The sequence below is a fragment of the Hyphomonas atlantica corrig. genome, from assembly GCF_017795365.1.
GTDB lineage: Bacteria > Pseudomonadota > Alphaproteobacteria > Caulobacterales > Hyphomonadaceae > Hyphomonas > Hyphomonas atlantica.
The window spans coordinates 2258019-2281346 of the sequence record NZ_CP051254.1; the positions used below are offsets into that span (position 1 = coordinate 2258019).

24 protein-coding genes are annotated in these 23328 nt (G+C 59.3%); 19 read left to right on the plus strand and 5 right to left on the minus strand.

Annotated features, from left to right (window positions below):
• Positions 1-74: 74 nt before the first annotated feature.
• The 4 genes from HF931_RS10970 to HF931_RS10985 all read left to right on the plus strand — a co-directional run bounded on the left by HF931_RS10970 (position 75) and on the right by HF931_RS10985 (position 3613).
• A complete protein-coding gene (locus tag HF931_RS10970; protein WP_273240114.1) occupies positions 75-473 on the plus strand; it encodes a VOC family protein in 399 nt (132 codons plus the stop codon).
• A gap of 323 nt (positions 474-796) precedes the next feature.
• Positions 797-1192, plus strand: a complete 396-nt coding sequence (locus tag HF931_RS10975) for a hypothetical protein (RefSeq protein ID WP_273240116.1) — start codon at positions 797-799, stop codon at positions 1190-1192.
• A 148-nt stretch (positions 1193-1340) separates the two neighbouring features.
• Positions 1341-2435: a histidine kinase dimerization/phosphoacceptor domain -containing protein gene (locus HF931_RS10980; protein ID WP_273240118.1), complete on the plus strand. Its 1095-nt coding sequence runs from the start codon at positions 1341-1343 to the stop codon at positions 2433-2435.
• Positions 2436-2836: 401 nt separating this feature from the next.
• Complete coding sequence (locus tag HF931_RS10985; protein ID WP_273240120.1) at positions 2837-3613, plus strand: PhyR family response regulator anti-anti-sigma factor; 777 nt, start codon at positions 2837-2839, stop codon at positions 3611-3613.
• A 37-nt stretch (positions 3614-3650) separates the two neighbouring features.
• On the opposite strand, the gene HF931_RS10990 is transcribed toward HF931_RS10985, so the two are convergent.
• Entirely contained in the window at positions 3651-5837 is a 2187-nt protein-coding gene (locus tag HF931_RS10990; RefSeq protein WP_273240122.1) for a TonB-dependent receptor, read from the minus strand.
• Positions 5838-5894: 57 nt separating this feature from the next.
• On the minus strand, positions 5895-6197 hold the full coding sequence (locus tag HF931_RS10995) for a hypothetical protein (RefSeq protein ID WP_035553958.1): 303 nt from the start codon (positions 6195-6197) through the stop codon (positions 5895-5897).
• 161 nt (positions 6198-6358) lie between these two features.
• Between HF931_RS10995 and HF931_RS11000 the strand changes: the two genes are divergently transcribed.
• The 3 genes from HF931_RS11000 (at position 6359) to HF931_RS11010 (ending at position 10738) form a co-directional block, all read left to right on the plus strand.
• Positions 6359-7945, plus strand: a complete 1587-nt coding sequence (locus HF931_RS11000) for an MFS transporter (protein WP_035553956.1) — start codon at positions 6359-6361, stop codon at positions 7943-7945.
• Between the two features lie 15 nt (positions 7946-7960).
• Entirely contained in the window at positions 7961-8737 is a 777-nt protein-coding gene (locus HF931_RS11005) for a hypothetical protein (RefSeq protein WP_273240125.1), read from the plus strand.
• Between the two features lie 84 nt (positions 8738-8821).
• Positions 8822-10738, plus strand: a complete 1917-nt coding sequence (locus HF931_RS11010; RefSeq protein ID WP_051602809.1) for a glycoside hydrolase family 9 protein — start codon at positions 8822-8824, stop codon at positions 10736-10738.
• Positions 10739-10741: 3 nt separating this feature from the next.
• Here the strand turns inward: HF931_RS11010 and xth are convergent, their stop codons facing one another.
• A complete protein-coding gene (gene xth / locus HF931_RS11015) occupies positions 10742-11518 on the minus strand; it encodes an exodeoxyribonuclease III (protein WP_035553951.1) in 777 nt (258 codons plus the stop codon).
• An 80-nt stretch (positions 11519-11598) separates the two neighbouring features.
• On the opposite strand from xth, the gene tatA reads away from it, so the two are divergent.
• The 10 genes from tatA (at position 11599) to secF (ending at position 19679) form a co-directional block, all read left to right on the plus strand.
• On the plus strand, positions 11599-11814 hold the full coding sequence (tatA, locus tag HF931_RS11020) for a twin-arginine translocase TatA/TatE family subunit (RefSeq protein ID WP_035553949.1): 216 nt from the start codon (positions 11599-11601) through the stop codon (positions 11812-11814).
• Between the two features lie 24 nt (positions 11815-11838).
• Positions 11839-12204, plus strand: a complete 366-nt coding sequence (gene tatB / locus HF931_RS11025) for a Sec-independent protein translocase protein TatB (RefSeq protein WP_035553947.1) — start codon at positions 11839-11841, stop codon at positions 12202-12204.
• The gene (tatC, locus tag HF931_RS11030) at positions 12201-13022 is read left to right on the plus strand and encodes a twin-arginine translocase subunit TatC (RefSeq protein WP_206741203.1); all 822 of its coding nucleotides are present in this window, start codon (positions 12201-12203) and stop codon (positions 13020-13022) included. Before tatB ends, tatC begins: the two co-directional genes overlap by 4 nt.
• Positions 13023-13111: 89 nt before the next feature.
• Complete coding sequence (gene serS, locus HF931_RS17225) at positions 13112-14590, plus strand: serine--tRNA ligase (protein WP_273240129.1); 1479 nt, start codon at positions 13112-13114, stop codon at positions 14588-14590.
• Between the two features lie 121 nt (positions 14591-14711).
• Positions 14712-15083, plus strand: coding sequence for an endonuclease domain-containing protein (locus HF931_RS11040; protein ID WP_272982855.1), 372 nt, complete (start codon positions 14712-14714; stop codon positions 15081-15083).
• A 69-nt stretch (positions 15084-15152) separates the two neighbouring features.
• Positions 15153-15914: a 5'/3'-nucleotidase SurE gene (gene surE, locus HF931_RS11045; protein WP_273240131.1), complete on the plus strand. Its 762-nt coding sequence runs from the start codon at positions 15153-15155 to the stop codon at positions 15912-15914.
• Positions 15902-16555 (plus strand): class I SAM-dependent methyltransferase, encoded by a 654-nt coding sequence (locus HF931_RS11050; RefSeq protein ID WP_273240133.1) that lies wholly within the window; start codon positions 15902-15904, stop codon positions 16553-16555. The genes surE and HF931_RS11050 overlap by 13 nt, the downstream gene beginning before the upstream one ends.
• 94 nt (positions 16556-16649) lie before the next feature.
• Positions 16650-17021, plus strand: coding sequence for a preprotein translocase subunit YajC (gene yajC, locus HF931_RS11055; protein WP_051602808.1), 372 nt, complete (start codon positions 16650-16652; stop codon positions 17019-17021).
• Between the two features lie 48 nt (positions 17022-17069).
• Entirely contained in the window at positions 17070-18677 is a 1608-nt protein-coding gene (secD, locus tag HF931_RS11060) for a protein translocase subunit SecD (RefSeq protein WP_035553934.1), read from the plus strand.
• 18 nt (positions 18678-18695) lie between these two features.
• Complete coding sequence (gene secF / locus HF931_RS11065) at positions 18696-19679, plus strand: protein translocase subunit SecF (protein WP_272982850.1); 984 nt, start codon at positions 18696-18698, stop codon at positions 19677-19679.
• Between the two features lie 3 nt (positions 19680-19682).
• Here the strand turns inward: secF and HF931_RS11070 are convergent, their stop codons facing one another.
• The gene (locus HF931_RS11070; RefSeq protein WP_035553929.1) at positions 19683-20246 is read right to left on the minus strand and encodes an LOG family protein; all 564 of its coding nucleotides are present in this window, start codon (positions 20244-20246) and stop codon (positions 19683-19685) included.
• A gap of 152 nt (positions 20247-20398) precedes the next feature.
• On the opposite strand from HF931_RS11070, the gene HF931_RS11075 reads away from it, so the two are divergent.
• The gene (locus HF931_RS11075; protein WP_273240136.1) at positions 20399-22234 is read left to right on the plus strand and encodes an ABCB family ABC transporter ATP-binding protein/permease; all 1836 of its coding nucleotides are present in this window, start codon (positions 20399-20401) and stop codon (positions 22232-22234) included.
• 15 nt (positions 22235-22249) lie between these two features.
• The gene (locus HF931_RS11080) at positions 22250-23110 is read left to right on the plus strand and encodes a phosphatidylserine decarboxylase (protein ID WP_273240138.1); all 861 of its coding nucleotides are present in this window, start codon (positions 22250-22252) and stop codon (positions 23108-23110) included.
• On the opposite strand, the gene HF931_RS11085 is transcribed toward HF931_RS11080, so the two are convergent.
• A complete protein-coding gene (locus tag HF931_RS11085) occupies positions 23107-23322 on the minus strand; it encodes a DUF2842 domain-containing protein (RefSeq protein WP_273240140.1) in 216 nt (71 codons plus the stop codon). The two genes, HF931_RS11080 and HF931_RS11085, sit on opposite strands and share 4 nt — an antisense overlap.
• Positions 23323-23328 lie beyond the last annotated feature (6 nt).

The window sequence follows — 23328 nt, forward strand, 5'->3', positions numbered from 1 at the left end:
GCCCTTGACCTCACCCTAACTTGAGCAATTACAAGACGGGCCTCTCACGAACTTCGTGCATGAAAGGCCCGTCCATGATCCTCAATCAAATCACCATTCCCTGTCTGGATTACTCTGCCAGCGTCGCTTTCTATGAGGCGCTTGGCATGGTGAAGATCGTGGAGGCTCCGCCGCGCTATGCCCGGTTTGAAAGCGCCGATGGCAGCGGCGCGACCTTGTCGCTCCACGCCGTCACCGCGCCAGTCGGGTCCGGCCCCGTGATCTATTTCGACCATCCGTCCGCCGACGCGCTTGACGCGCATGTCGAGGATCTGAAAGCGCAGGGGCTGGTCTTTGAAACGGAGCCCACTGACGAATCCTGGGGCTGGCGAGAGGCGCGACTGCGCGACCCGGCGGGCAATGAAGTCTGCCTGATGTTCGCCGGAAAGGTCCGCCGCTTCCCGGACTGGCGCATCGATGGCCGGACAGGTTGAGCAAGCCTCCCAATCCTGTCATCCCGGAATTTGCGCAGCAAATATCCGGGACCCAGATTGCATAGCCCGCGCACATGCTTCGACTTCGCTCAGCATGAGCGCTGACAGATGGCGACATGAGACGACACTGGGCGACACATAGTGACACGGGGCGACGAAGGGTGACGAAGGGCGATCTGATCCTGACGGGAGCCCGCTCTCGTGACGGCCGGGATCGGGGCAGGGCGCTTATCCCCCCAAAAACCCGCCGCATCCTGCCGCCATCATTGCGCGGGAAATAAACTTATCCAACCCCTCCGCCGCCTGACATATACTGGGGGGCGATGGAGTGTTCGCTTTTCTCCCCTGTGAAGACCTTGCCGTGGTATCTGTGGCCCGTCTGGCCACTGATCTTCTGGCGCATTCAGCGCTTGCAGGCATGGTTCCGGCGAGAAGCCCCGCCGGGGGCGCAGATGCTGTGGGGCATTGCAGGCTGGGGCGAAGTGGTTGTCCTGGCCCTGTCAGATGATTTCACCGGGCGGCGGCGCGCGCCCTTGCCAGGGGCTGAGCCATCGCCCGCCTTGCGCGCCGCGCTGGATGGTGAAGACTTTCATAGACGTCATGTGCCGCTGGTCGGGCTGAGCACCGCACCGCGCGGGCTCGATTTCGGGCCGTGCAGCGCGGCGCATGACCATTTTGCCGACAGGCTCGGCGTGCCTCTGCCCCTGCCAGACACCTGACGCGGCGTCTGTTTCCTGACAATCCGGATTCCAAGCTCAAGCGCCTTCACGGGCGTCGCATGTGCAGCTGGCCGTGCGCGGGCCACTTATGGGTGTATTTGTTGAAACTCCCGCTATAGTGGCGCGAAAAGACACTGGAATCATACCTATGAAAGCGGCCGCCCACCCGAACCAGGCTCTCCGGCTGGAGACCCTTCGGAAATACGACATTCTGGACACAGAGCGCGAGCCGGAGTTCGACGAAGTTGTCCAGCTGGCCTCGCGCATTTGCAATGTGCCGATCTCGGTGGTGAATCTGATCGATGAAGACCGCCAATGGTTCAAGGCGGAAGTCGGTATCGGCGCCCGCGAAACGCCGCTCGCCACCTCGATCTGCTCTCACGTCATCCTGAGTGAGGATTACGTCGAGATCCACGACACCCAACTGGACCCGCGCACCGCAGACAATGAACTCTGCACGCCCGCGGATGGGTTGCGATTCTATGCCGGCGTGCTGCTGAAAGCGCCGAATGGCCTGCCCATCGGAACGCTCTGCGTACTCGACAACAAGCCGAACGCGCTTGACGATTTTCAGAAAAGCACGCTGCACACGCTCGCCCGGCAGGTGATGCGGGAACTGGATCTGCGCCTCGCCTTGAAGAACCAGAAAATCCTGCGCAATGAAATGGACCATCGGGTCAAGAATTCGCTCCAGTCGGTCGCCTCGCTCGTGCGCGTCTACAAGAGCCGCGCTAGGCCGGGCGTGGACATGACCGAAGCCTTCGATGCGATCGGGCGGCGAATTGAGGCGACAGCTGCGCTTCACGAATTGCTGCATGACTCGCCGCTGGAGAATGCGGTGAGCCTCGATGCCTTCCTGGGCCACATTGCCCAATTGCTGGAGGATTCCGCGCCGCCGGGGGTTCGCGTGCATTGCGAGGCAGGGGCCGTCGCTATTCCCACCTCCACGGCCAGCGCCATCGCCGTGATCGTGAGTGAGTTCGTCGCCAATTCCATCAAGCACGCCTTCAGCGACGGCCAGCCGGGCGAAATTTGGATCAAGGGCTCTGGACAGGTTGAAGGCGGGCTAGAAATCCTCTGCGAAGACAATGGCGGCGCCGCCAAGCGGCCGGAACCCGCGCCAGGATCAGTCTCCGGTCTCGGCAAGCGCATCATGGCGGCCTCAGCGGCGCAAATCGGCGCGCATCTGGAAAACGGGCCGACGGAAACCGGTTACCGGATGAGTGTGTCCCTGCCAGCCTGAGGCCGGGTTTCCTGAATATTTTCGCAGTTTGCATCCCTCCGAACTGCGTTTTGTGCCAGCGGCAATCGCTTGCCGTTCAGGGTGACGGGTTTGAACTGTAGTATTTACTACAGATGGCGCTGCATCGGGCTCGCGAGCGGTTGAGTGCCCCTTAGGGGGTAGGCGCCCGCGGCGCTGACTTGTTCCCGCGTTTCTGGTGAGGTTGTGTCCTGTAGTAATTATTGCAGGTTTGAGGAATTCTGTGACTCAAGCTGCTTGGCACGGGCAACCCGCCCGCCGCTGACACGTATTATTGTTCTTAACCCTTGATTATGCATTTCTGAAGAACAGGTGATCAGGGTTAGACGGCCTGCAACGTGTTGGCCAGCAAAGATGGCCAACTAAAGGGGGATACGGGCAGGATGCTCTCTGACTTGATTTCTTCAGAACTACCCTATCTGCGGCGCTATGCGCGCGGTTTGATGGGGGAGCAGACGAACGGCGACGAAGCCGTCGAAGACATGATCGAGTCGCTCATATTCCGAATCTCCGTTGCCCCGGATCTGAAGTTCAACAGGGCCGACCTGTTTGCCGAACTCGACAAGTCGATCAGCAAGCGCGTCAGCAAGCTGTCCGCAGATAGTGGCATCGGCAAGATCCTGAGCACGATGACGACCATTCAGCGCCGCGCATTGCTGCTGACTGTCGTCGAGGGATTTTCCGTTCAGGAAGCGGCCCGGATACTCACCGTGAACGATACCGATGTCGAGGAAATGCTGAGACAGGCGGAAACCACGATCGCCAACGAAGTCAGTACGTCGGTTCTTATCATCGAAGACGAATCCCTGATTTCCTATCAATTGTCCCAGATCGTGACCGAAGCGGGCCACTCAGTGGTGGGGATCGCAACCACCCACAAGGAAGCCGTCGACCTCGCCGCTGAGTTAGATTTCGGATTGATCCTGTCAGACATTCGCCTGGCGGACGGGTCCATTGGAATTGATGCTGTGAGAGACATCCTCGGCGCGATGGAGAACCCGGTCCCGGTAATCTTCATCACCGCCTATCCGGAAATGCTGTTGCAGGGACAGGACGAGGAACCGTCCTACCTGATCCCGAAACCCTTTGAACCTGTGCATGTGCGAACAGTCGTCGATCAGGCCATTCTCTCGGCCTATCTGGGCCAGCCAGCAGCCTGACCCACACGAATCGTGCAGGTCAGGCCTCGCCTGTTGGTTAGAACGCGACGCGAATACCGACGCGAATATTTCGGCCCGGTGCCGGCACCGAATCCTTCAGGACCGATGTGGAATAGCGGACTTCCTCATCCGTCAGATTCCGGCCTTCCACGAAGAATTGCGTGCCTTCCTTGCCAAAGCCAAGCTCTGACAGATTCACAGCACCGCGCAGGCCGGTCATGACATATCCGTCCGTTGGCAGAATTCCGGTGCCCGGATCATCCTGATCGGCAGCGGCGGTGACGTTGACCCCGGCGGACCAGAGGCCCCAATCGCCATCAAGCGCCGCGTGGAATGTCATCGGCGGCAGGTAAGGCACATTGCCCCCGTCATCCAGTTCGCCATCGACCAGGTCGAGGCTGGCAGAGGTGACCCAGTTTGCGCCCAGCAATCCCTCGGGGAAGCGGGCTTCGGCTTCGATCTCTGCGCCTGTGAAGCTCGCGCCCTGTTGCTGGAACAGGAAGACCGGAAGTTCATCCAGTTCATCCACTTCAACGCCATCCTCCAGAACCACGCCGGGTGTCAGGTAGATAAAGCCGTCAAAGTCAGCATGGAAGATGTTCCCGCTGATGCTGAAACGGTCATTCTCCCAGCGGAGCGAGGCTTCGATATTCGTGCCTTTCTCCTTGCTCAGTGAAGCGTTGCCAACCTCATACTGACTGGTCGCGAGGTGCGGACCATCTGCGAACAGCTCGCTTTCGTTTGGCGCACGCTCGGTATAGCTGACCAGGCCGCCGATCCACCAGCCGGACTCCAGATGCTTGTGCGCGCCCGCTGATGCGCTGAACAGGTCGAAGCTGCGCTCGCCCTGAATGTCATTGTCGAGCTCGGTATTGTCGAAGCGGAGACCACCTTCCAGTACGGAATGATCTGCAAATTGCAGGGTTTCAAACAGGAAGGCCCCAAAGGTCTTGGTGGATGTTGGTGTCAGGAAGGCTTCGTCGCCGTCTGCGCTGAAATCCTTGTCCAGGAATTGAACGCCAGCCGCGCCGACAAATTCGCCGAATGCATGACCAAGCTCAAGGCGGCCCTCAGTTCCCTCAGTGGTAAACACGGTGCCCGGCTCACCTGCGCCTTCGAACTCGATATGCTCATAGTCCGCATAGGACAGGTTGCCGGCAATGTGCGTAAGCGGACCGGCATTCAGCTTGGCGCCACCGCGAATGTCATAACGGGTCTGCTCCAGATCAATGAACGGGGATTCTTCCTCGTGCTCGTGATCTTCGTCGTCATGATCTTCATCGTCGTGATCATCCTCGTCATTATGATCATCGTGCTCTTCTTCTTCATGATGATGCTCGTGGCCTGGCAACCCGTAGCTGGACGTCTGCTGGCGGATGGCAAAGCCCAGGAACGCGTCATCACCAACCCAAGAGAAGCCGGCTGAATAGGTTTCGGACTGGAGGAAGGAATTCTCCATCGTGTCACGAATTTCTTCATCCTCGTGCTCGTCGTGATCATGGTCCTCGTCGTCATGATCTTCATCGTCATGATCATCGTGCTCGTCTTCTTCCATTGCTCTCAGCAGAGATGACTCTGCAAAGCCCGGAATGTCATAATCGCCAAAATCGCGTGCGGATGCTGACAGTGTCAGAACGAATGGGCCGGTCGCGAAGCGCGCCTTGCCGCGCAGCTCCGAGCCTTCATTTGCACTGTTGGTGGCGGCAAAGCCGTCAAAGGAGACCGGTTCATCGGGCAGGCTTTCAACGATCAGGCCATCGATCACATTGACCACACCGCCGATCGCCTGACCGCCATAGGCCAGAGCAGCTGGTCCGCGAACGATCTCGATCTTTTCGGCGTCGATGCCGTCGGTGGCGACCTGGTGGTCCGGCGACGCGGCGGAGGCATCAATGGTGCCGATCCCATTTGCGAGAACGAGAACGCGTTCCGCGCCAAGCCCCCTCAGGACCGGGCGGCTGGCCCCCTGACCGAAGAAGGTGGTCGAGACACCCGCTTCCGTGGACAGCGTATCACCGAGCGTGCCGGAGAGTTTTTGAACCAGTTCACCGCGGTCGATGGCGGTGACATTGCCGACCATTTCATCTGATGTGCGCTGTGGGCCAACGCCGGTGACGATAATGGTATCGAGGGTTTCAGGCGCTTCTTCCTGGGCGAAGGCAAAGGGACTTGCGCTTAACAGGAGCGACGTCGCGATGACGCGACGAGAGACGGGGAATTTCATGATTGGAGGGTCCTTCAGACAATAGACGTGCCGCCCGAAGGCGGGAACAAATGGTTTCTATTGCTGAAGGGATGGAGGACTTCGCGGAGGCGGCGCGCGCCCCGGCGGACGGGTCCAGTTCGCGGCAGAAATACAGGGCTCAGTCGCGCCGGGCGCAGGCGGCAAGACGAATGGCTCGCTTGGCGCCGCGGGCAACAGGATCTGATCTGTGGCAATCACACTGAGTTCGCATGCTGCGCCGTAATGGTCATGCGGTTCATCTCCATGCTCCGCCGCATGGCTGAGTGCGTGCGCCTGCACGAAAACGAACAGCGCTGCCAGAAGGGCCAGATAGAGGGTCCGATGGCGATGAAAGCTCATGGTTACGCTGTTACATTTTCGAAATGAACGCCGCAAGCATGAAGCTGTGCCAATTACATTACGATACGCATTAACCGCGCCGGTTTTCACGCTTCAGTAACCAAGGCAGCCCATCTTCGCGAAAGTTAATGAAACGCGGTGTGTTGTTAAGAGGATGTAGCATGTCAAAGAAAGCTGTGCGCTGGGGCGCAGACGTTGGATGCCAGACAAAGGTGAAGCCGCTGGAGATTCGCAACGACCTTTCTGATCATGGTCTGAAGGGCAAGCGCGCCCAGGGATATCTCGGGTTGAGTCGCCAGATCACCAAGGTGACCGCAAAGAAGGACGGGCGTGATGGCCTGCCCATGTCTGAGGCTGCGACCCCTGATGAGTGGAGCGAATGCGAACAGCAGATTGCTGAACGCGCAGAAGACGTTCGCCGGGGCCTCGGCACATGGCTGACCACGACGGCTGCGTCTGTCCGCAACTATATTGCTGACTACACGCCCATCGACATTTATCCCGACCAATTGCGTGAGGCGATCAAGACGGAAGAAAACGAATATCGCCACTACGAACTGGATGATGTGAACGAGGCGAAGGAAACTCATTCGGCCGCGATCATCGAGCTCCAGCAGTTCAAGCTGCGCCACGGTGATCGAATCGGCGACCGGACGCCGGACATCAAGAAGAATGTCGAGCAGGCCGTCGCGATCTTGATTTTCATCATGATCCTTGAAGGCGGTTTCAACGCGCTGTTGTTCAAGGACGCTCAGGCAAATGGCCTGATGGGCGGCCTGATGATCGCGTTCGGTGTGTCTGCTGTGAACGTCGTGTTTGGCGTGATCGCGGGCTTCTTCGGCTTGCGTTATCTCAATCACCCGGCGCTGCCAGCGAAGATCATGGGCGGTGCCATTGCGATGATCTTCATTCTCGCCGGCATTTTCCTGAACTTCTTCGTTGCCCATTTCAGGGACGCCGTGGAACTTGGCCTGCTCGCCGCCACCGAAGCCGGAACGCTGGGCTCATTCTCGATGTTCTCTATCGCGCCGGGCGAAGTCATCTCGTCAATGTTCCCCAACATCTTCGCGCTGGAGAGCTTCCTGGCTCTTGGCCTGCTTTTCATGGGGCTCGCCGTGTTCGGCCTGGCCATATATGAGGGCTATGATCGTATCTCCGATCGTTATCCGGGGTATGGCCGCGTCTGGCGGAAAGAACGCCGCGCCTATGAGCGTCGTCAGGAGGTCCGCAATGGCGTTCGCGATGACCTGTCTGACTATTTCTCGAATTGCCGTCTCTGGTTCGAGACTCAGCAATCGCGTCACGTTGCGGCGAAACGCGAGATCGAAAAAGCGATGAATTTGCTGGAAACGCGCCGTGATTACGCATCCGCCATCGCGGCCCGCGCAGCTGATCAGGAGCGCAGCCTGAAAGTGGCATACCGTCAGGCTCACCGCCGCGCCCGCAATGCCAATCGGGACCGGCTGGGCGATCAGGCGCCTTGCCCGGAATACTTTAGCGAAATCGTCACACCGCAACTGCCGCCCTTCGATTATTCAAAGGAACGCGAGCAGGCCAACAAGGCGATTGCGGCGATCGACAATAACATCAAGGCCCTGAACCAGACCAGGGAATGGCTTGAACAGCACATCCAGCAAGTCCAGAAGGGCTTGTCTTCCATCGAGAAGAAAGTTGCTGACGAAATCAGCAAGGTCCGCGACGCCAAAGGGGCAACACATGTCCCCGTTGATCAGGCTCGCCGCGCCTAGGAGGAGTAGACAGGGATGCCACGTCGCAGAAGTGACCGAGGCCCATGGTTCTGGCGCGGAATGATCGCGCTGATGCTTGGGGTTGTCTTTGCATTGTTCGCCCTGGTGGCGTTCAACCAGCCGCCCACGCTGATGGCGGAGACCAGTTGCCGGGTTGACCGGAATGATCCGGCCCACACGATCATCCTGATCGATCAATCGGACCCCTTCAATCCAAATGATCTGGATTGGGTTTATGAATTCGTCGACGCCGAGGCGCGTGCCTTGCCGAAATATGGCCGGCTCACCGTCATGATCCCGAATGCGGTCAGCCCCTACGATCCCAAAGTGGTGCATTATGCCTGCTCGCCGGGGAGCGCGTTCGAGGCAAATCCGATCTTCCAGAATCCGAAAATGGTAGAGCAGACTTGGCAGGGGCAGTTCTATGCGCCTCTGCTGGAGAGCGTGGAAGCGGCCCTCATGGACACGCGTCAGCCCAGCTCACCTCTGATCGAAGCTGTTTATTCTGTTGCAGATCGCGCTGACTTTCAGCCAGGCGAACGCGGCCGCAGAGTGGTTCTGGTGTCAGACCTGATGCAGCACTCTGACGGGTTCAGCTTCTATCGGGCCGGGGCAGATTACGAAGCGTATCTGGATAGCGAACTGGCCGAACTGAAACCGAGACTGGATGAGGCTGAGGTCGTCGCGCGGATCGTTCCCCGCCAGATTTATGACCTGCCCGTCGCGGACGTGAAAGCCTTCTGGCGGGCCTATTTCGATGAGGCAGGCGCCGAGTACGGTTCGGTAAATTAGCGGGAATAGACGGTTGGATCTTCGCTGAGTGGTCCTGAAATTGCATGGTAGAGTTCAAAATCATGCAGAAATTGGACTCAACCGATGGTCTCGCTCAAGAATGTTTCTTTCGCCTCATTGGCTTCAGCGCTGTTATTGGCAGGGTGCGCAACCGCGCCACAGGATGATGGTGCAAGCGCAGCTGCCGCGCAAATTTCGGCTCGCCAGCAGGAATATCTCAACGCATTCAATGCGCCGCGTAATCCTGTGCGAGCCACCCAGACCGGCATTCGGCCTGGCTACACTTTTGTCGGTATTGCTGAAACGGATATTGCCGAACCGCTGAACTGGCGAATTCTCGCGCCCAACGGGGCCGTTGCCGCCGAAGGCATGACAATTCCTCAAGGCTTCCATGAGGGCTCCAATGCCAACATTCAGCTGGTCATCACAGATGCTCTGAGGACCCCGGCGACCCAGCTGGTTCTCGACGTCGAAGGTGTCGGCAAGAGCCACCCTTTCGATGTCTCTGAGAACGTCTTCAACAAGCTGAAATACGATACGCTCCGTTATTTCTATCACAATCGCGTCGCTGTTCCGATTGAAGCGGAATATGCGGGCGGCCAGCAATGGGCGCGCCCTGCCGGCCATGAACGAGAATTGCTGACCTGCTTTTCCGGCACGGACAAATATGACGTCAAATGGCCGGGATGTGACTACAAGCTGGATGTCAGTGGCGGATGGTATGATGCCGGCGACCACAGCAAATATGTCGTGAATGGTGGTGTCAGCGTGTGGGCGCTGCTGAACGCCTATGAGCGCGGCACGAAAGGGTTTGAAGACGGCGCAGCCAATCTTCCGGAATCCGGGAACGGCCTGAATGACCTGCTGGATGAGGCACGGGTCAACATCGACTATATGCTGAGCATGCAGGCAAAGCCGGGTATGGAAGCCCCCATTCTTCGGGGAAACATGTCCGGCCAATGGGAAACCGCTGAGCCCGAACTCACCGATGTGTCGGGCATGGTGCATCACAAGTCCGGCGATACGAGCTGGCCGGACTTTCCCGTCATGCCACATGAGAGCAATCGTGCGCGTGCGCTGGCGCCTCCATCAACGGCGGCGACCCTTCATGTTGCCGCGGTGGGCGCGCAGTGCGCCCGTGTTTTCCAGGGAATCGATGATGCCTATGCGAACAAATGTCTGTCCGCAGCAAAGCGCGCCTACAAGGCAGCTCAACGCCTGCCGGATGTTTACGCGTACGACAACATTCCCGGAAGCGGACCGTACGGGTCCACGGATGTGCGGGAAGAGTTCTATTGGGCAGCTGCTGAACTGTACGCCACAACAGGCGCGGCCAAGTATGCAGACGATCTGAAGCGATACCAGTCGGAGCTGGATCAGTGGCCGATCAGTGAGTATCAGCAACCTTCCTGGAGCGCGACATCAGGCTATGGAATTCTCACCCTGTCCCGGTTTGCACCGGACGAGGATATTCGGGCCGAAGCTCAGGCTGCGCTATTGAACACCACAAACGGATATGTCCAGCAGACCAGGTTTGAAGGCTATCAGATCCCGATGAGCCGCGGTGTCTGGCCGTGGGGCTCGATGGGCTTGCTGGGCAATCGCGGCGTCATGCTTGGCACCGCGTATGATTTGACTGGAGACACGCGGTATCGTGATGGCGCTCTGGACCTGCTGGACTACGTTCTCGGTCGGAATCCCCGCGACCTCTCATACGTTGCCGGTCATGGCGAAAACGCCTTCAAGGCGCCGCATCACCGCCATTGGGCCGGAGCTCAGTATGAAGGTTATCCGCTACCGCCACCCGGCGCTGTCGCGGGCGGTCCGAACAATACCGATCCTGCCGGACCTGTTGCGCGCGTGATCTTCGATCAGTGCCACGCCCAGACCTGCTACGCCGATCATGTCGATGCGTACTCCCTGAACGAAGTTGCCATCAACTGGCAGGCAGTGACCTTCTGGCTTGCGGCCTGGGCCGATGACATCGACCGCGCCGAATAAGGCCTAGTCTTCAAACGTGCCAATCACGGGCACATGGTCGGATGGCTTCTCAAGTTCCCGGGCCTTGCGATAGATCTCCACCGACTGGAGCCTGTCGCAAGCCTGTGGAGAGCAGAGCAGGTGGTCGATTCGGATCCCGTGATCCTTCTTGAAGGCGCCGCCCTGATAGTCCCAAAACGTGTATTGATGCGCCCGGTTGTCGGTTAACTCAAACGCGTCGGCGAGGCCGAGATATTTCAGTTTCCGGAATTCGGCCCGCGTCTGGGGCAGGGCGAGCGCGTCATCCTGCCAGACGGTTTCATCCCAGCAGTCTTCCGGCGTAGGAATGCAATTGTAGTCGCCGCACAGGACAAAGGCTTCGTCCTGTTTCAGCAGGGCGCGCGCATGCTGTTCAAGCGCGTCCATCCATTCCATCTTGTAGTCGTATTTCTGGCCGGGCGCCGGATTGCCGTTTGGCAGATAGAGCCCGCCAACCCGGATCGGGCGGTCGGCGAGGATCAGCGCCTCGATATAGCGCGCCTGTTCGTCCTCGATGGTCGGCAGACCCTTGGTGACGTCCTCGATCTCGTGCTTCGAGAGCAGGGCAACGCCATTATAGCTCTTCTGGCCGAGCACTTCACAGTTCCAGCCCCGCTCCTCCAGCTCCATATACGGAAACGCATTCGTCTCGCATTTGATTTCCTGAAGGCAGACGACATCACAATTGATGGCGTCCAGCACTTCCAACACTGTGGGAAGGCGGGCCTTGATCGAGTTGACATTCCATGTGGCGATACGCATGGCTGTTCTTTAGCAGCTCCGGGCCATTGTTCCAGCGTGGGCTGCTGTATATATGTCGGGAAATCTTCGAGGAGAGACGCATGTCGCCAAGCTGGATTCAATTGCTGATCGTTGTGGTCGTCGCGCTTCTCCTGTTCGGTGGTCGGGGCCGGATTTCGTCCATCATGGGTGATATGGCCAAGGGCATTGGCGCTTTCCGCAAGGGCCTGAAGGACGAAGAAGAGACCAAATCCGTCGAGAAGGACGAGATGGTCGACGTCACCCCAAAAAAGGACGAGACGAAGGCCTCGTCATAAGCTGCCGACTGGAGGGCGCTTAATATGCTGCCCGGAATCGGGTTTTCCGAGCTTTTGCTGTTGGGCCTTGCGGCGCTGATCATTGTCGGCCCGAAGGACCTGCCGATGATGATGCGCCGAATCGGCCAGTTCGTCGGCAAGGGCCGCGCAATGGCGCGGGAATTCCAGGCCGCGTTCGAAGACATTGCCCGCCAGAGTGAGCTGGACGAACTCCGCAAGGAGATCGAAGACCTCAAGCGCGAGAACACGATGAAAGAGGCGCAGGACGATCTTGCCGCGTTCGAGGCGGATGTGAATTCCGCCGTTATGGAAAAGACCTCCGCGCCAGAGCCTGAAGCTGGGAGCGACGCGCCTGACACCGCACCGAAAACCGGGGGGGATGCCACGTGAACACCGTCCCGCCGAAAGACGAACAGCCTGAGATCCTTGATGATGAAGTCGAAGCAAGCCGCGCGCCCCTGCTGGAGCATCTGACAGAGCTGCGCTCGCGCCTGATCAAGTCTCTTGTGGCGCTGATGGTCGGCACAATTGCCTGCTTCTTCTTTGCGCAGGAAATCTTCGAGCTGCTGCTCGCGCCCTTCGCGCTGATGGCAGAATCGATCCGCGGGTCGAAGCTGGAATTTGTCTACACCGCGCCGATGGAATTCTTCTTCGCCAAGCTGAAGCTGGCCTTGTTCGGCGGCATCTTTCTGGCGTTTCCATTCATGGCCTGGCAGCTCTACAAATTCGTGGCACCGGGGCTCTACAAGAACGAGCGCGGCGCATTCTGGCCCTATCTTGTCTTCGCGCCTGTCTTGTTCGTAGCGGGGGCCACTTTCGTCTATTTTCTGATGTTGCCCATGCTGGCGCGTTTCACGGTCGGGATGGAGATTCCAGACAGCGACATCGCCAACATCACCATGTTGCCGAAAGTCGCGGACTATCTGTCTCTCGTCATGGCGCTGATGCTGGCTTTCGGCATTTCGTTTCAGTTGCCGGTTGTTCTGACCCTTCTGGGCAAGATTGGCGTTGTGTCGTCTGACGCCCTCTCCAAGGGACGGAAATATGCGATTGTCGCCATCCTGGCATTTTCAGCCTTCTTCACCCCGCCAGACATGATCTCGCAGGTCTTGCTGACCATTCCGGTCTATTGCCTGTATGAGATTTCGATCTGGTGCGTGAAGATGATCGAGAAGAAGCAGGCCGAGGCAGACGCCGACGCCGCCTGATCAGGCAGGCTGCTAAGCATATCCCACGGTTGCAGGCTGGCGCGGTGCGGATTAGAGCATTGCCCGACTGACCAGACAGGACGACAGCCATGTTCGATATCCGCGCCATCCGAGACAATCCCGACGCGTTCCGCGCTGCCTGGAACCGGAAGAAGCCGGGGCTTGGCGACTCCGTGGACGAGATCCTGGCGCATGACGGCGCTGTGCGTACGGCGGTGACCGACAAGCAGGAAGCCGAAAAGGAGCGCAACGAAACCTCCAAGCTGATCGGCAAGGCGAAGGCCTCGGGTGATGAGGCGGAGTTTGAACGCCTACGCAAGGTCGTGGCCGACGCCAAGGACACGATTGAAGCGGCGGGCGAACAGGAAGAAGCTGCCCGCAAACTGCTGGACGACCTGCTCTATGGCTTGCCGAACATCCCGCTCGACGAAGTGCCGGAAGGGCAGGACGAAGACGGCAATGTGGAACAAGCCCGCTGGGGCGAGCCGAAATCCTTTGCCTTCGACGTGAAAGACCATGCCGATCTCGGCGAAGCGCTCGGCATGATGGATTTCGAGACAGCTGCCAAGATGAGCGGCGCGCGCTTTGTGTTGCTGAAGGGCAAGTTGGCCCGGCTGGAGCGCGCCCTCGCCGCGTTCATGCTGGACGTGCAAACAGAAGAGCATGGGTATACGGAATGCTCCCCGCCGTTGCTGGTGCGGGATCAGGCGTTGGTCGGAACGGGGCAGTTGCCGAAGTTTGCGGATGATCTTTTCTCTGTCACTCTTTCGGAGTCAGGGCTAGCCAATGCGGTGGCAAGCGAGATTAAGTCGCACTATCACGGTCGTAAGAAACAGTTCTTGGCAGACCCAGATGAATTTAGCGGCGATCAGATCGCCGACTACTACTTGCAACAGATGGATTCGGAACTGGATGATTTGCTCGCTAATGGAGTGTCCGATGAAATTCGTGCCCAGCTTGGATTTCGTCTCATCCCCACTGCCGAAGTTCCGCTGACGAACATTGTCCGCGACGGCATCCTCGAACCCGGCGAACTGCCGAAACGCTTTACCGCGCACACGCCATGTTTCCGCTCTGAGGCCGGCAGTGCAGGGCGCGACACGAAGGGCATGATCCGGCTGCACCAATTCAACAAGGTGGAGCTTGTCTCTGTCGTCGCGAACCAGGATGAGGGGCTGAAGGAGCTGGAGCGCATGACCGAATGCGCCGAGGCGATCCTGAAAAAGCTTGACCTGCCATTCCGCCGGATGTTGCTCTGCGCAGGCGATATGGGGGCAGGGGCGCGCAAGACCTATGACCTCGAAGTCTGGTTGCCGAGCCAGAACACCTATCGCGAAATCAGTTCGTGTTCGTACTGTGGTGACTATCAGGCCCGCCGCATGAATGCGCGCTATCGCCCGGAAGCGGGCGCAAAGCCTGAATTCGTCCACACGCTCAACGGCTCCGGCCTCGCGGTTGGTCGCACGCTGGTGGCGATCCTCGAAAACTATCAGAACGAAGACGGCTCCATCACCGTCCCGGAAGCCCTGCGCAACTACATGGGCGGCCTTGAGGTGATTTCGGCCTAATCCCCCTCCGACCCGCTGGCGCGGCCCACCTCCCCCGCAAGCGGGGGAGGATGAAACGGTACGCGCGGCATGATATCCTCCCCCGTTCACGGGGGAGGTGCCCGACAGGGCGGAGGGGGAAATGCGGGACAACGAAAAGCTCACCATCAAGCAGGCGCGCCGGTTACGCCGGACTATGACCCGGGCAGAAGTTATTCTGTGGCAGCACCTACGTCGGCGTCAGCTGGCAGGGTATCGGTTTCGGCGTCAGGTTCCGGTCGGGCCGTTCATCGCGGATTTCGCTTGCGTTGATGCAAGGCTGCTGGTGGAAGTGGATGGAGACACCCATTCTGAAGACCACCAAATCGCTCATGATATGCGGCGAACTGCCTTCCTGCAGGCGAAGGGGTGGCATGTTCACCGGGTCTGGAATAACGACGTGTATGACAATCTTGAAGGCGTGTTGGACGGTGTGCTTCTTCAGTTGCGGAATCGAAACGTGACCGAAGAATGAGTGCCCCCTCCGCCCTTCGGGCACCTCCCCCGCAAGCGGGGGGAGGATTGAACGCGGAGCAAGGCAAGTATGAGAATTCTCCTGACCAATGATGATGGCATCAACGCGCCGGGCCTTGCCGTGCTGGAAGATATTGCGCGGGAGATTTCCGATGATGTGTGGATCGCCGCGCCGGAGGAGGAACAATCCGGCAAGGGCCGCGCGATCTCGCTGACCCATCCTGTGCGCACGCGTGAAGTGGGCGAGAAGGCCTGGGCTGTGGCAGGCACGCCGTCAGACTGCGTGTTGCTGGCAACTCAGAATCTGATGCCGGAGAAGCCAGACCTCGTGCTGTCCGGCGTCAATCGCGGTCAGAACATCGCAGAAGACACCAGCTTTTCCGGCACCATTGCGGCCGCCCTGTTCGGTATGCAATTGGGCATTCCATCCATTGCGCTCAGCCAGTCGCAGAGCTTCCGTGAGCGCGGCTCCCTGCCTTGGGACACGGCCCGCGCCTGGGGCAGCCGGGCGATCAAACCGCTGATCGACATGCGCTGGCCGGATGATGTCGTGATGAATGTGAACTTCCCGGATGTGGAGCCCGATGATGTGAAGGGCATCCAGATCACCCGTCAGGGTTTCCGCGACGAATCCATCATTCATACAGATCGCCGCGAAGATTTGCGCGGCAATGACTATTACTGGATCGGCTATAAGGGAAAGCTGTCCAAGCCGGACGAGGGCACCGATTTGCGGGCGATCTATGATGGCTATGTCTCGATCTCACCGCTTCATGTGGACTTGACGCACGACGCGTTCCTCCAGACGCTGCGGGAGTCATGGAAGAACTGACCGTCGACCCGTTCCGCGCCGCCCGCCTCGTCCTGCGTCTCCGTCAGGAAGGGGTAACGGATGACGCGGTCCTCGGCGCAATGGAGACGATTGACCGGGGCGCCTTCGTTGATGATCCGGAGTTGAAACAGCTCGCCTTTGCCGATTGCGCGCTGCCCATTCCGTGCGGCCAGACCATTCCGAGACCGGCGGCCATCGGCCAGCTGCTCCAGGCGCTCGCGCTGGGGCGTCAGAAAGAGGCGCGTGTCCTGCTGATCGGTGTCGGCTCTGGCTATATCGCTGCTTTGGCCGGGTATCTTGCTGCGGACGTGTTCGGCGTGGAGCGTTACAATCGCCTGACAGATCATGCCCGCCAGCGGATTGTGAAGCTCGGCCTCGACAATCTGGCCGTGCGGCATGGGAACGGGCTGGAAGGCTGGGCCGAGCGCGGGCCGTATGATCGCATCCTGTTCACCTCCGTGATCCAGCATGTGCCGCAGACCCTGTTCGACCAGTTGAATCCGGAGGGATTCGTGGTCGCGCCGATGGTAAAGGATGGCCGCCAGCAGATCGCCAGAATTACGCCAGATGGCACGGAAAAGTGGTCTGGCCTTGCCCACGACCTGCCCATGCTTGTGGAGGGGCGTTCCCGCGCCCTTTGATGTCGGTTGTTTCATCTGCAGGGCTTGTTTGCCAATGCAACTGCCCACAGCTATAGGAGCAACACATTTTCAGGGGTCTACGGGAGAACACCACATGCTGACCAGACTTGCCACGCTGACTGCAGTTGCCGCTGCTGCAACCCTGCCAGCTTTCGCTCAGGCCGCTCCAAGCGCCGCAGGCCCCAGCATCATGAGCCAGGTTCTGCTGTTCCTGCCTCTGATCCTGATCTTCTACTTCCTGCTGATCCGCCCACAGCAACAGCGCGCGAAAAAGCACAAGGCGCTGATCGAGGGCATCAAGAAAGGCGATACAATCGTCACTTCAGGTGGCCTCGTCGGCAAGGTGACCAAGCCGGGCGATGATGAAATCACCGTTGAGCTGGCCGATGGCGTGCGCGTGCAGATCATCAAGCAGATGGTGATTGATGTGCGCGGCAAGAATCAGCCGGTTGCCGCCAACGACTAAGCGCTTGCAGGGCCGAAAGCCGGCCCGCTGCATGACAAGGATTCCCGCATGCTTCAGTTTCCACCGTGGAAAGTCGCTCTCGTTCTCCTGACACTGGCGTGGGGCGTCGTGATGGCCCTGCCAAACGTTGCCAATATGGACAACGCGCCGGGCTTCATGCCGAAGAAGGGCGTCAATCTCGGCCTCGACCTTCAGGGCGGTGTCTATCTGATGATGGAGATCAACCCGGATGAGGTGATTGCGAACCGGCTGGAAGTGTTTGCGGGCGACGTGCGCAGCGCGCTCAGCAATGTTGCGCCGTCCGAGCGTATCGGACACCTGCCGGAGATCAGCGGTCGCCAGCTGGAGATCAAACTGACGCGCCCGGACGCCGAAGGTAATTTCCCGATGGATGAAGCCCTGAGCCGCATCCGCAAACTGAACAGCAATGTCGAAGGTGCCATCGGCGGCGCCAAGACATATGAAATCGAAGCATTGGGGACGGACCGCATTCTCGTGACCGTGCCTGCAGCGTCCGAAGAGGCGCTGATGAAGGACGCGCTTGGCAAGACGATGACAATCGTCCGCCGCCGGGTCGATCCGGATGGCGTTTCGGAGATCGCAATCACTCCACAGGGCAATGACCGGATCATTCTGGAAGCGCCGGGCGAACCTGACCCGCAGCGCCTGAAAGACCTGCTCAGCCGCGATGGCAAGATGACCTTTAACTTGGTCGACAACAGCCCGTCGGCCATTACGTCAGCTCAGGCCGGGGTGCCTCGGGCGGGGTATCGGCTGCTGGAAGGCCCGACCACCGGGCCGCTGCTGGTGCGCAACATTCCTGAAGTCACCGGCGCAGACATTGCCAACGCTGCCCAGGGTTTTGATGAGGGCAATCGACCTCAGATCAATTTCCGCCTGAACAGCAATGGCGCGCGGAAATTCTACGACACGACCCGCAACAATTCCGGCAAATTGTTTGCCATTGTCCTGGACGATGTGATCATGTCGGCCCCGCGCATCAATGAGCCAATTCCGGGCGGCAATGTTCGCATCACGGGCGACTTCACGCAGGAAGAAGCGCAAGATCTGGCGGCCATCATCGAAGCGGGTGAAATGCCGGCCAAGGTACAGTTCCTCGATCAGCGCACGGTCAGCGCCACGCTGGGCCATGACTCGATCCGTGCAGGTACACGCGCCTCCATGATTGGCCTTGCGCTCGTCGCGATCTTCATGATTATCGCCTACGGTCTGATGGGCGGTTTCGCCGTTGGGTCCCTGGCGGCAAACATCGTTCTGATCCTTGGGGCGCTCTCTGGGCTTGGCGCGACGCTGACCCTGCCGGGTATCGCAGGCATCATCCTGACCATCGGTATGGCGGTCGACGCCAACGTGCTGGTGTTTGAACGTATCCGCGAAGAACAACGCAATGGGCGCTCGCCCCTGACAGCCGTTCAGGCCGGCTATGAGCGCGCCTTTTCGACGATTCTCGATGCGAACGTCACAACCCTGATCGCGGCCATTATTCTTTACCTTCTCGGTTCGGGACCGGTGAAAGGCTTCGCCGTCACACTGGCCATCGGTATCGTGACCTCGGTGTTCACGGCCTTCGTCGTCACTCGCTGGTTCACGGTGATGTGGCTGAAGACGTTCCGTCCCAAGAAGCTCGCGGTTTAGGCCCGGAGGAGACACGACATGCTACTCAAACTCTGGCCTCAGCAGACGAATGTAAGCTTCATGAGCGCCCGCCTGATCGGCGCGGTGATCTCATCCTTGCTGATTGCGTCATCTGTCTTCTTCCTCGCGACACGCGGTCTCAATTTCGGTGTCGACTTTGCCGGCGGCACGGTGATGGAGCTGGAGCAGACCGACACGATCACTGTCGAAGCGGTGCGGTCGGCCATGCCGCTCAACGCAGATGTGAACAGCGCCGTCGGCACAGACGCGCGCAGCATCGTGGTTGTGAAATATGGTGAAGCTGATGCGTCTGTGCTCGGAGACGAATTTCAGGCGCTCTCACCGGCAGAGCAGGCCGAACGTGCCACCGGCGCGACCAATGAACTGGTTACCAGCACGCTGAAGGATGCGCTGGGCATTACCGATGAGCAGATCCTGCGGAATGACTCGGTCGGTCCGAAAGTGTCTCAAGAGCTGTTCCGCGACGGGATCACGGCGCTGGTCGCCGCCCTTGTCCTGATGCTGATCTATATCTGGTTCCGCTTCGAATGGCAGTTTTCTGTCGGTGCCGTCGCGGCGCTGGCGCACGATGTGATCATCACGCTCGGTGTGTTTGCTTTCCTGCAGATGGAGTTCAACCTGACGACCATCGCCGCGCTTCTGACAATCATCGGTTATTCGATGAACGACACGGTGGTTGTGTTTGACCGGGTCCGTGAGGAGAAGCGCAAATACAAGAAGATGCCGGACAAGGAGGTCATCAACCTGGCCCTGAACGGCACGCTGTCGCGTACCTTGCTGACCTCCGGCACGACACTCCTGGCGCTGTTGGCCATCTTCTTCCTTGGCGGGCCAGTTCTGCGCGGCATGAGCTTCGCACTGATCTGGGGCGTCCTGATCGGGACGTATTCGTCCATCTTCATCGCCTCGACCATCGTTCTGGCCTTGGGCATGGATCTGACGAAGAAGCCGGTCGAGGACGTTCCGGGCTTCCAGGGGTAGAGGCTACTCTCCGAGGACGATGACCTTGTCCATCAGCGCCTGAATGGCATCCTGCGGCGTGTCGCTGTGAACCAGTGCCGCGCGGAAGGATGCCGGCGTGAACTTGCCGTCGATGATGTGTTCCATCAGTTCGAAGAAGGGTGACCAGAATCCGTCTTCGTCCAGGAAGGCCATCGGCTTTGCGTGCAGGCCGAGACGGGCCCAGGACAGGATCTCCACAGCCTCTTCCAGCGTCCCGATGCCGCCCGGCAACACGATGAAAGCGTCGGACTCGTCAAACATCATCTGCTTGCGCGTGTGCATGTCGTCGACGATGCGGTGCTCGACTTCCTCATAGATGCGCTCCTTGCTGAGCAGGAAGCGCGGCATGATCCCGAGCACATCGCCGGCCGATTCGTGCGCGGCGCGGGCGCACGCGCCCATCAGGCCCACACCGCCGCCGCCATAAACCATGCGGATGTCCCGCTTTGCCAGTTCCCGGCCGAGTTCCTCCGCCAGTTTGATATAGCTGGGCTGAACATCATCGGATGCTCCGCAGTACACGCAGATGGACTTGATGTTCGTCATGCATAGGGCCTTTCAATCGGTGCGTCTCGTGGATCATGGATGTCCCACTGAAACCACGGTTCAGCGTATTAGCGACAATTTCAGAACGTTTCGCGACATAGCGCAACACAGGAGGGTTTGCTCGCCTGCCTTTTTGTTCCCATATGCGGCGAATGACGAATCCCCATACCGCCGCCGACCCCGACAAGATTGAAAGTGCCGATGGCGGGATTGGAGTTTCCATCCTGCGCATCCTGAAGCTGCTCGCCCGGCCGGAATTGTCGAAATGGCGTCCGATCATGGTGATTGCGATTCTGGTGACGCTGGCGGCCTCAGTGCTGGAAGTGGTTTCGCCGCTCTTGTTGGGGCACGCCATCAACAAGGCCGTCCCGGAGGGCGGAGAGGCCGCGGCCTTTGGCGCGGCTGCCGTGTGGCTGGCAATTGGCATCGGAGTGCGGTTTCTGGCGGCTGCTCTGCCCCAAGCGCGAGACTGGCTGTTCTCGCCGGTCAGTCAGGATGCCCAGCGTGTTGCCAGCGTGGATGCGTTCGGACATGCGCAATCCCTGTCGCTCAACTTTCACCAGACCCGTCGCACCGGCGCGCTCAATCGTGTGATCGAGCGCGGCGCGAGCGCGATTGACTATCTCATCCGCTTTCTTGCCTTCAACATCGGCCCGACTTTTGTGAGGCTGATCCTCGCGTCCATCGCACTTGGCGTTGCGTATGATTACAGGCTCTCGCTGATCGCGGTTTTCACGATCATCATCTACGTCATCGCCACAGTGATCATCACTGAATGGCGTGTCCGCCAGCGTCGGCGCATGAATGAGGCCGATACGCATTTCCGCGCGACATCTGTCGACATTCTGACCAATTTCGAAACGGTGAAGTCGTTTGCGGCGGAGCGGCGCGAAACTGGTCGCTTCAATGACGCGATGCGCACCTATAATCTGCGCTATGTCGACGCCGTGCGGTCCATGTATCTACTGAACGCGACGCAGGCGCTGATCATGAATGGCGGCTTGCTGGCTGTGCTCGTCTTGTCTGCCTGGAACGTCATTCAGGGCACCATGCTGGTCGGCGATCTTACCGCTGTCATGCTGATGCTTCTGTCGCTCTATGCGCCGCTCAACATTCTCGGTTGGGCATGGCGAGAGATCAAACAGGGCGCCGTCGATCTCGAAAAACTTTATGGCCTCCTTGCGATGAAAACAGAGGTGGCAGATGCGCCCGACGCAATGCCTCTGTCCAAACCGGAGGGACACGTCGAATTCCGGGATGTGGCATTCCACCACGAGGGACGCGCGGTGGGCGTGCAGGGGGTTAGCTTTGATCTCTTGCCGGGACGAAAGATCGCCTTTGTCGGGACATCGGGCGCAGGCAAATCGACATTGCTGAAGCTTCTGTTCCGCTTCTACGATGTTGATGACGGGCGGGTTCTGGTCGACGGACAGGATGTGCGGTCACTGACGCAGGAATCGCTGCGCAAGGCATTGGGGCTGGTCCCACAGGATGTGGTGCTTTTCAACGATACGGTCCGCGCGAACATCGCCTATGCGCGCCCCGATGCGTCAGACGAGGATCTTCGGGACGCGGCACGGCGGGCACAGCTTCTCGACTTCATCGAATCCTTGCCGGAAGGCTGGAATACGCGTGTGGGCGAGCGGGGACTGAAGTTGTCAGGCGGCGAGAAGCAGCGCGTAGGCATCGCGCGGGTGATCTTGGCGGATCCCTCAATTCTGGTGCTGGATGAAGCAACCTCGGCGCTCGACAGCGCGACGGAAGCCGCCGTGCAGGATGCGCTTGATGAGGCCGCAGAGGGGCGTACCACACTGATGGTGGCTCACAGATTGTCGACCGTGAAATCCGCAGATGAGATCCTGGTTCTTGATAACGGACGGGTCATCGAGCGCGGGACACATGCAGACCTGCTGTCAAAAGGCGGCAAATATGCTGATATGTGGGAACGGCAGGCCAAGAGCGCGGAAATCGCGCTGACGACAGGATAGAGAAGGCAAGCGAGCATGAGCGAAGACCTCGAGCGCAAGACCACACCCTGGTTCACAGGCGGGTTTGATTGGGAAGGCGTTGCCGCGGCTCTGGCACTGTTGCTGGTAGCGCTCTTGCTTGGATGGCTCTGGGATCCGCTCTTCTGGGTCGGATTTGCCGCGATGATCGCAGCGCTTCTGGCCGCGCGCTGGTCCAATCGGACGGCGCCCGACCTCGCAGACGGTATTATCGCGCCGTGTGATGGCATCGTCGTCTCCGTGACGCGAACAGATGCCCCGGGAGAATTGCGCATGTCGGGGGCAGAAACGACCCGCATCCGGATATCCTCATCGCCTGCATCGACCAACCGGCTCTACGCGCCTATCGCGGGAAGTCTGGAAAGCCTGATTACGGAAGAGGGTGAGAATTCGGCACCCATTGCCATGCGCCCCGATGCAGATGGCCTGGCGGTATCATACCTCATGTTCGAGAGCCGCACTCAGCAAGTTGGCGTGCGTATCGCGACAGGCGGACTGGGGCCCCGGCAGGAAATCGAAGTTGAAACCGGCGACATTCTGCGTCTTGGCCGCGTGTTCGGCAAACGACGACTGGGCGGTTGGTGCGATATCTATGTTCCTGCCAGTGTCGGGCAATTGATCTGGCCGGGGCAGACCCTCATCGGCGGCGAAACCGTGCTGGGGCGTTTGAGATCGGACGCTGACGAAGAAGATTTTGATGTCTCGGGCGAAGCAGGTGAATTGCCGCTTGGTGCGATTGAGGATGATACATTCGACGAGGATGATTATCCGGAGCCCGATGAGGCGGACACGCCGGACGATCCGGCTGTGTTGCTGGCGCGATTGAAGGAAGCGACGAAAAACAAGCCGGAAGACTAGTCTTCCTGGGTCGGCGCGTTGCGGTTCATCCAGGCGAAGATCGGCTTGAACGGGATGATCCAGCCAATTCCGGCAAACACGTAAAACAGCAGTTCGGCCCATTTCGGCCAAGCTGAGACCATCGGTCCAACCGTGCCGACCATGACGATCCAGCAGACCATGAAGCTGAGCAGGATCAGGCTCGCGACAATTTTTCGGGTCTGATAGCTCATCAATTG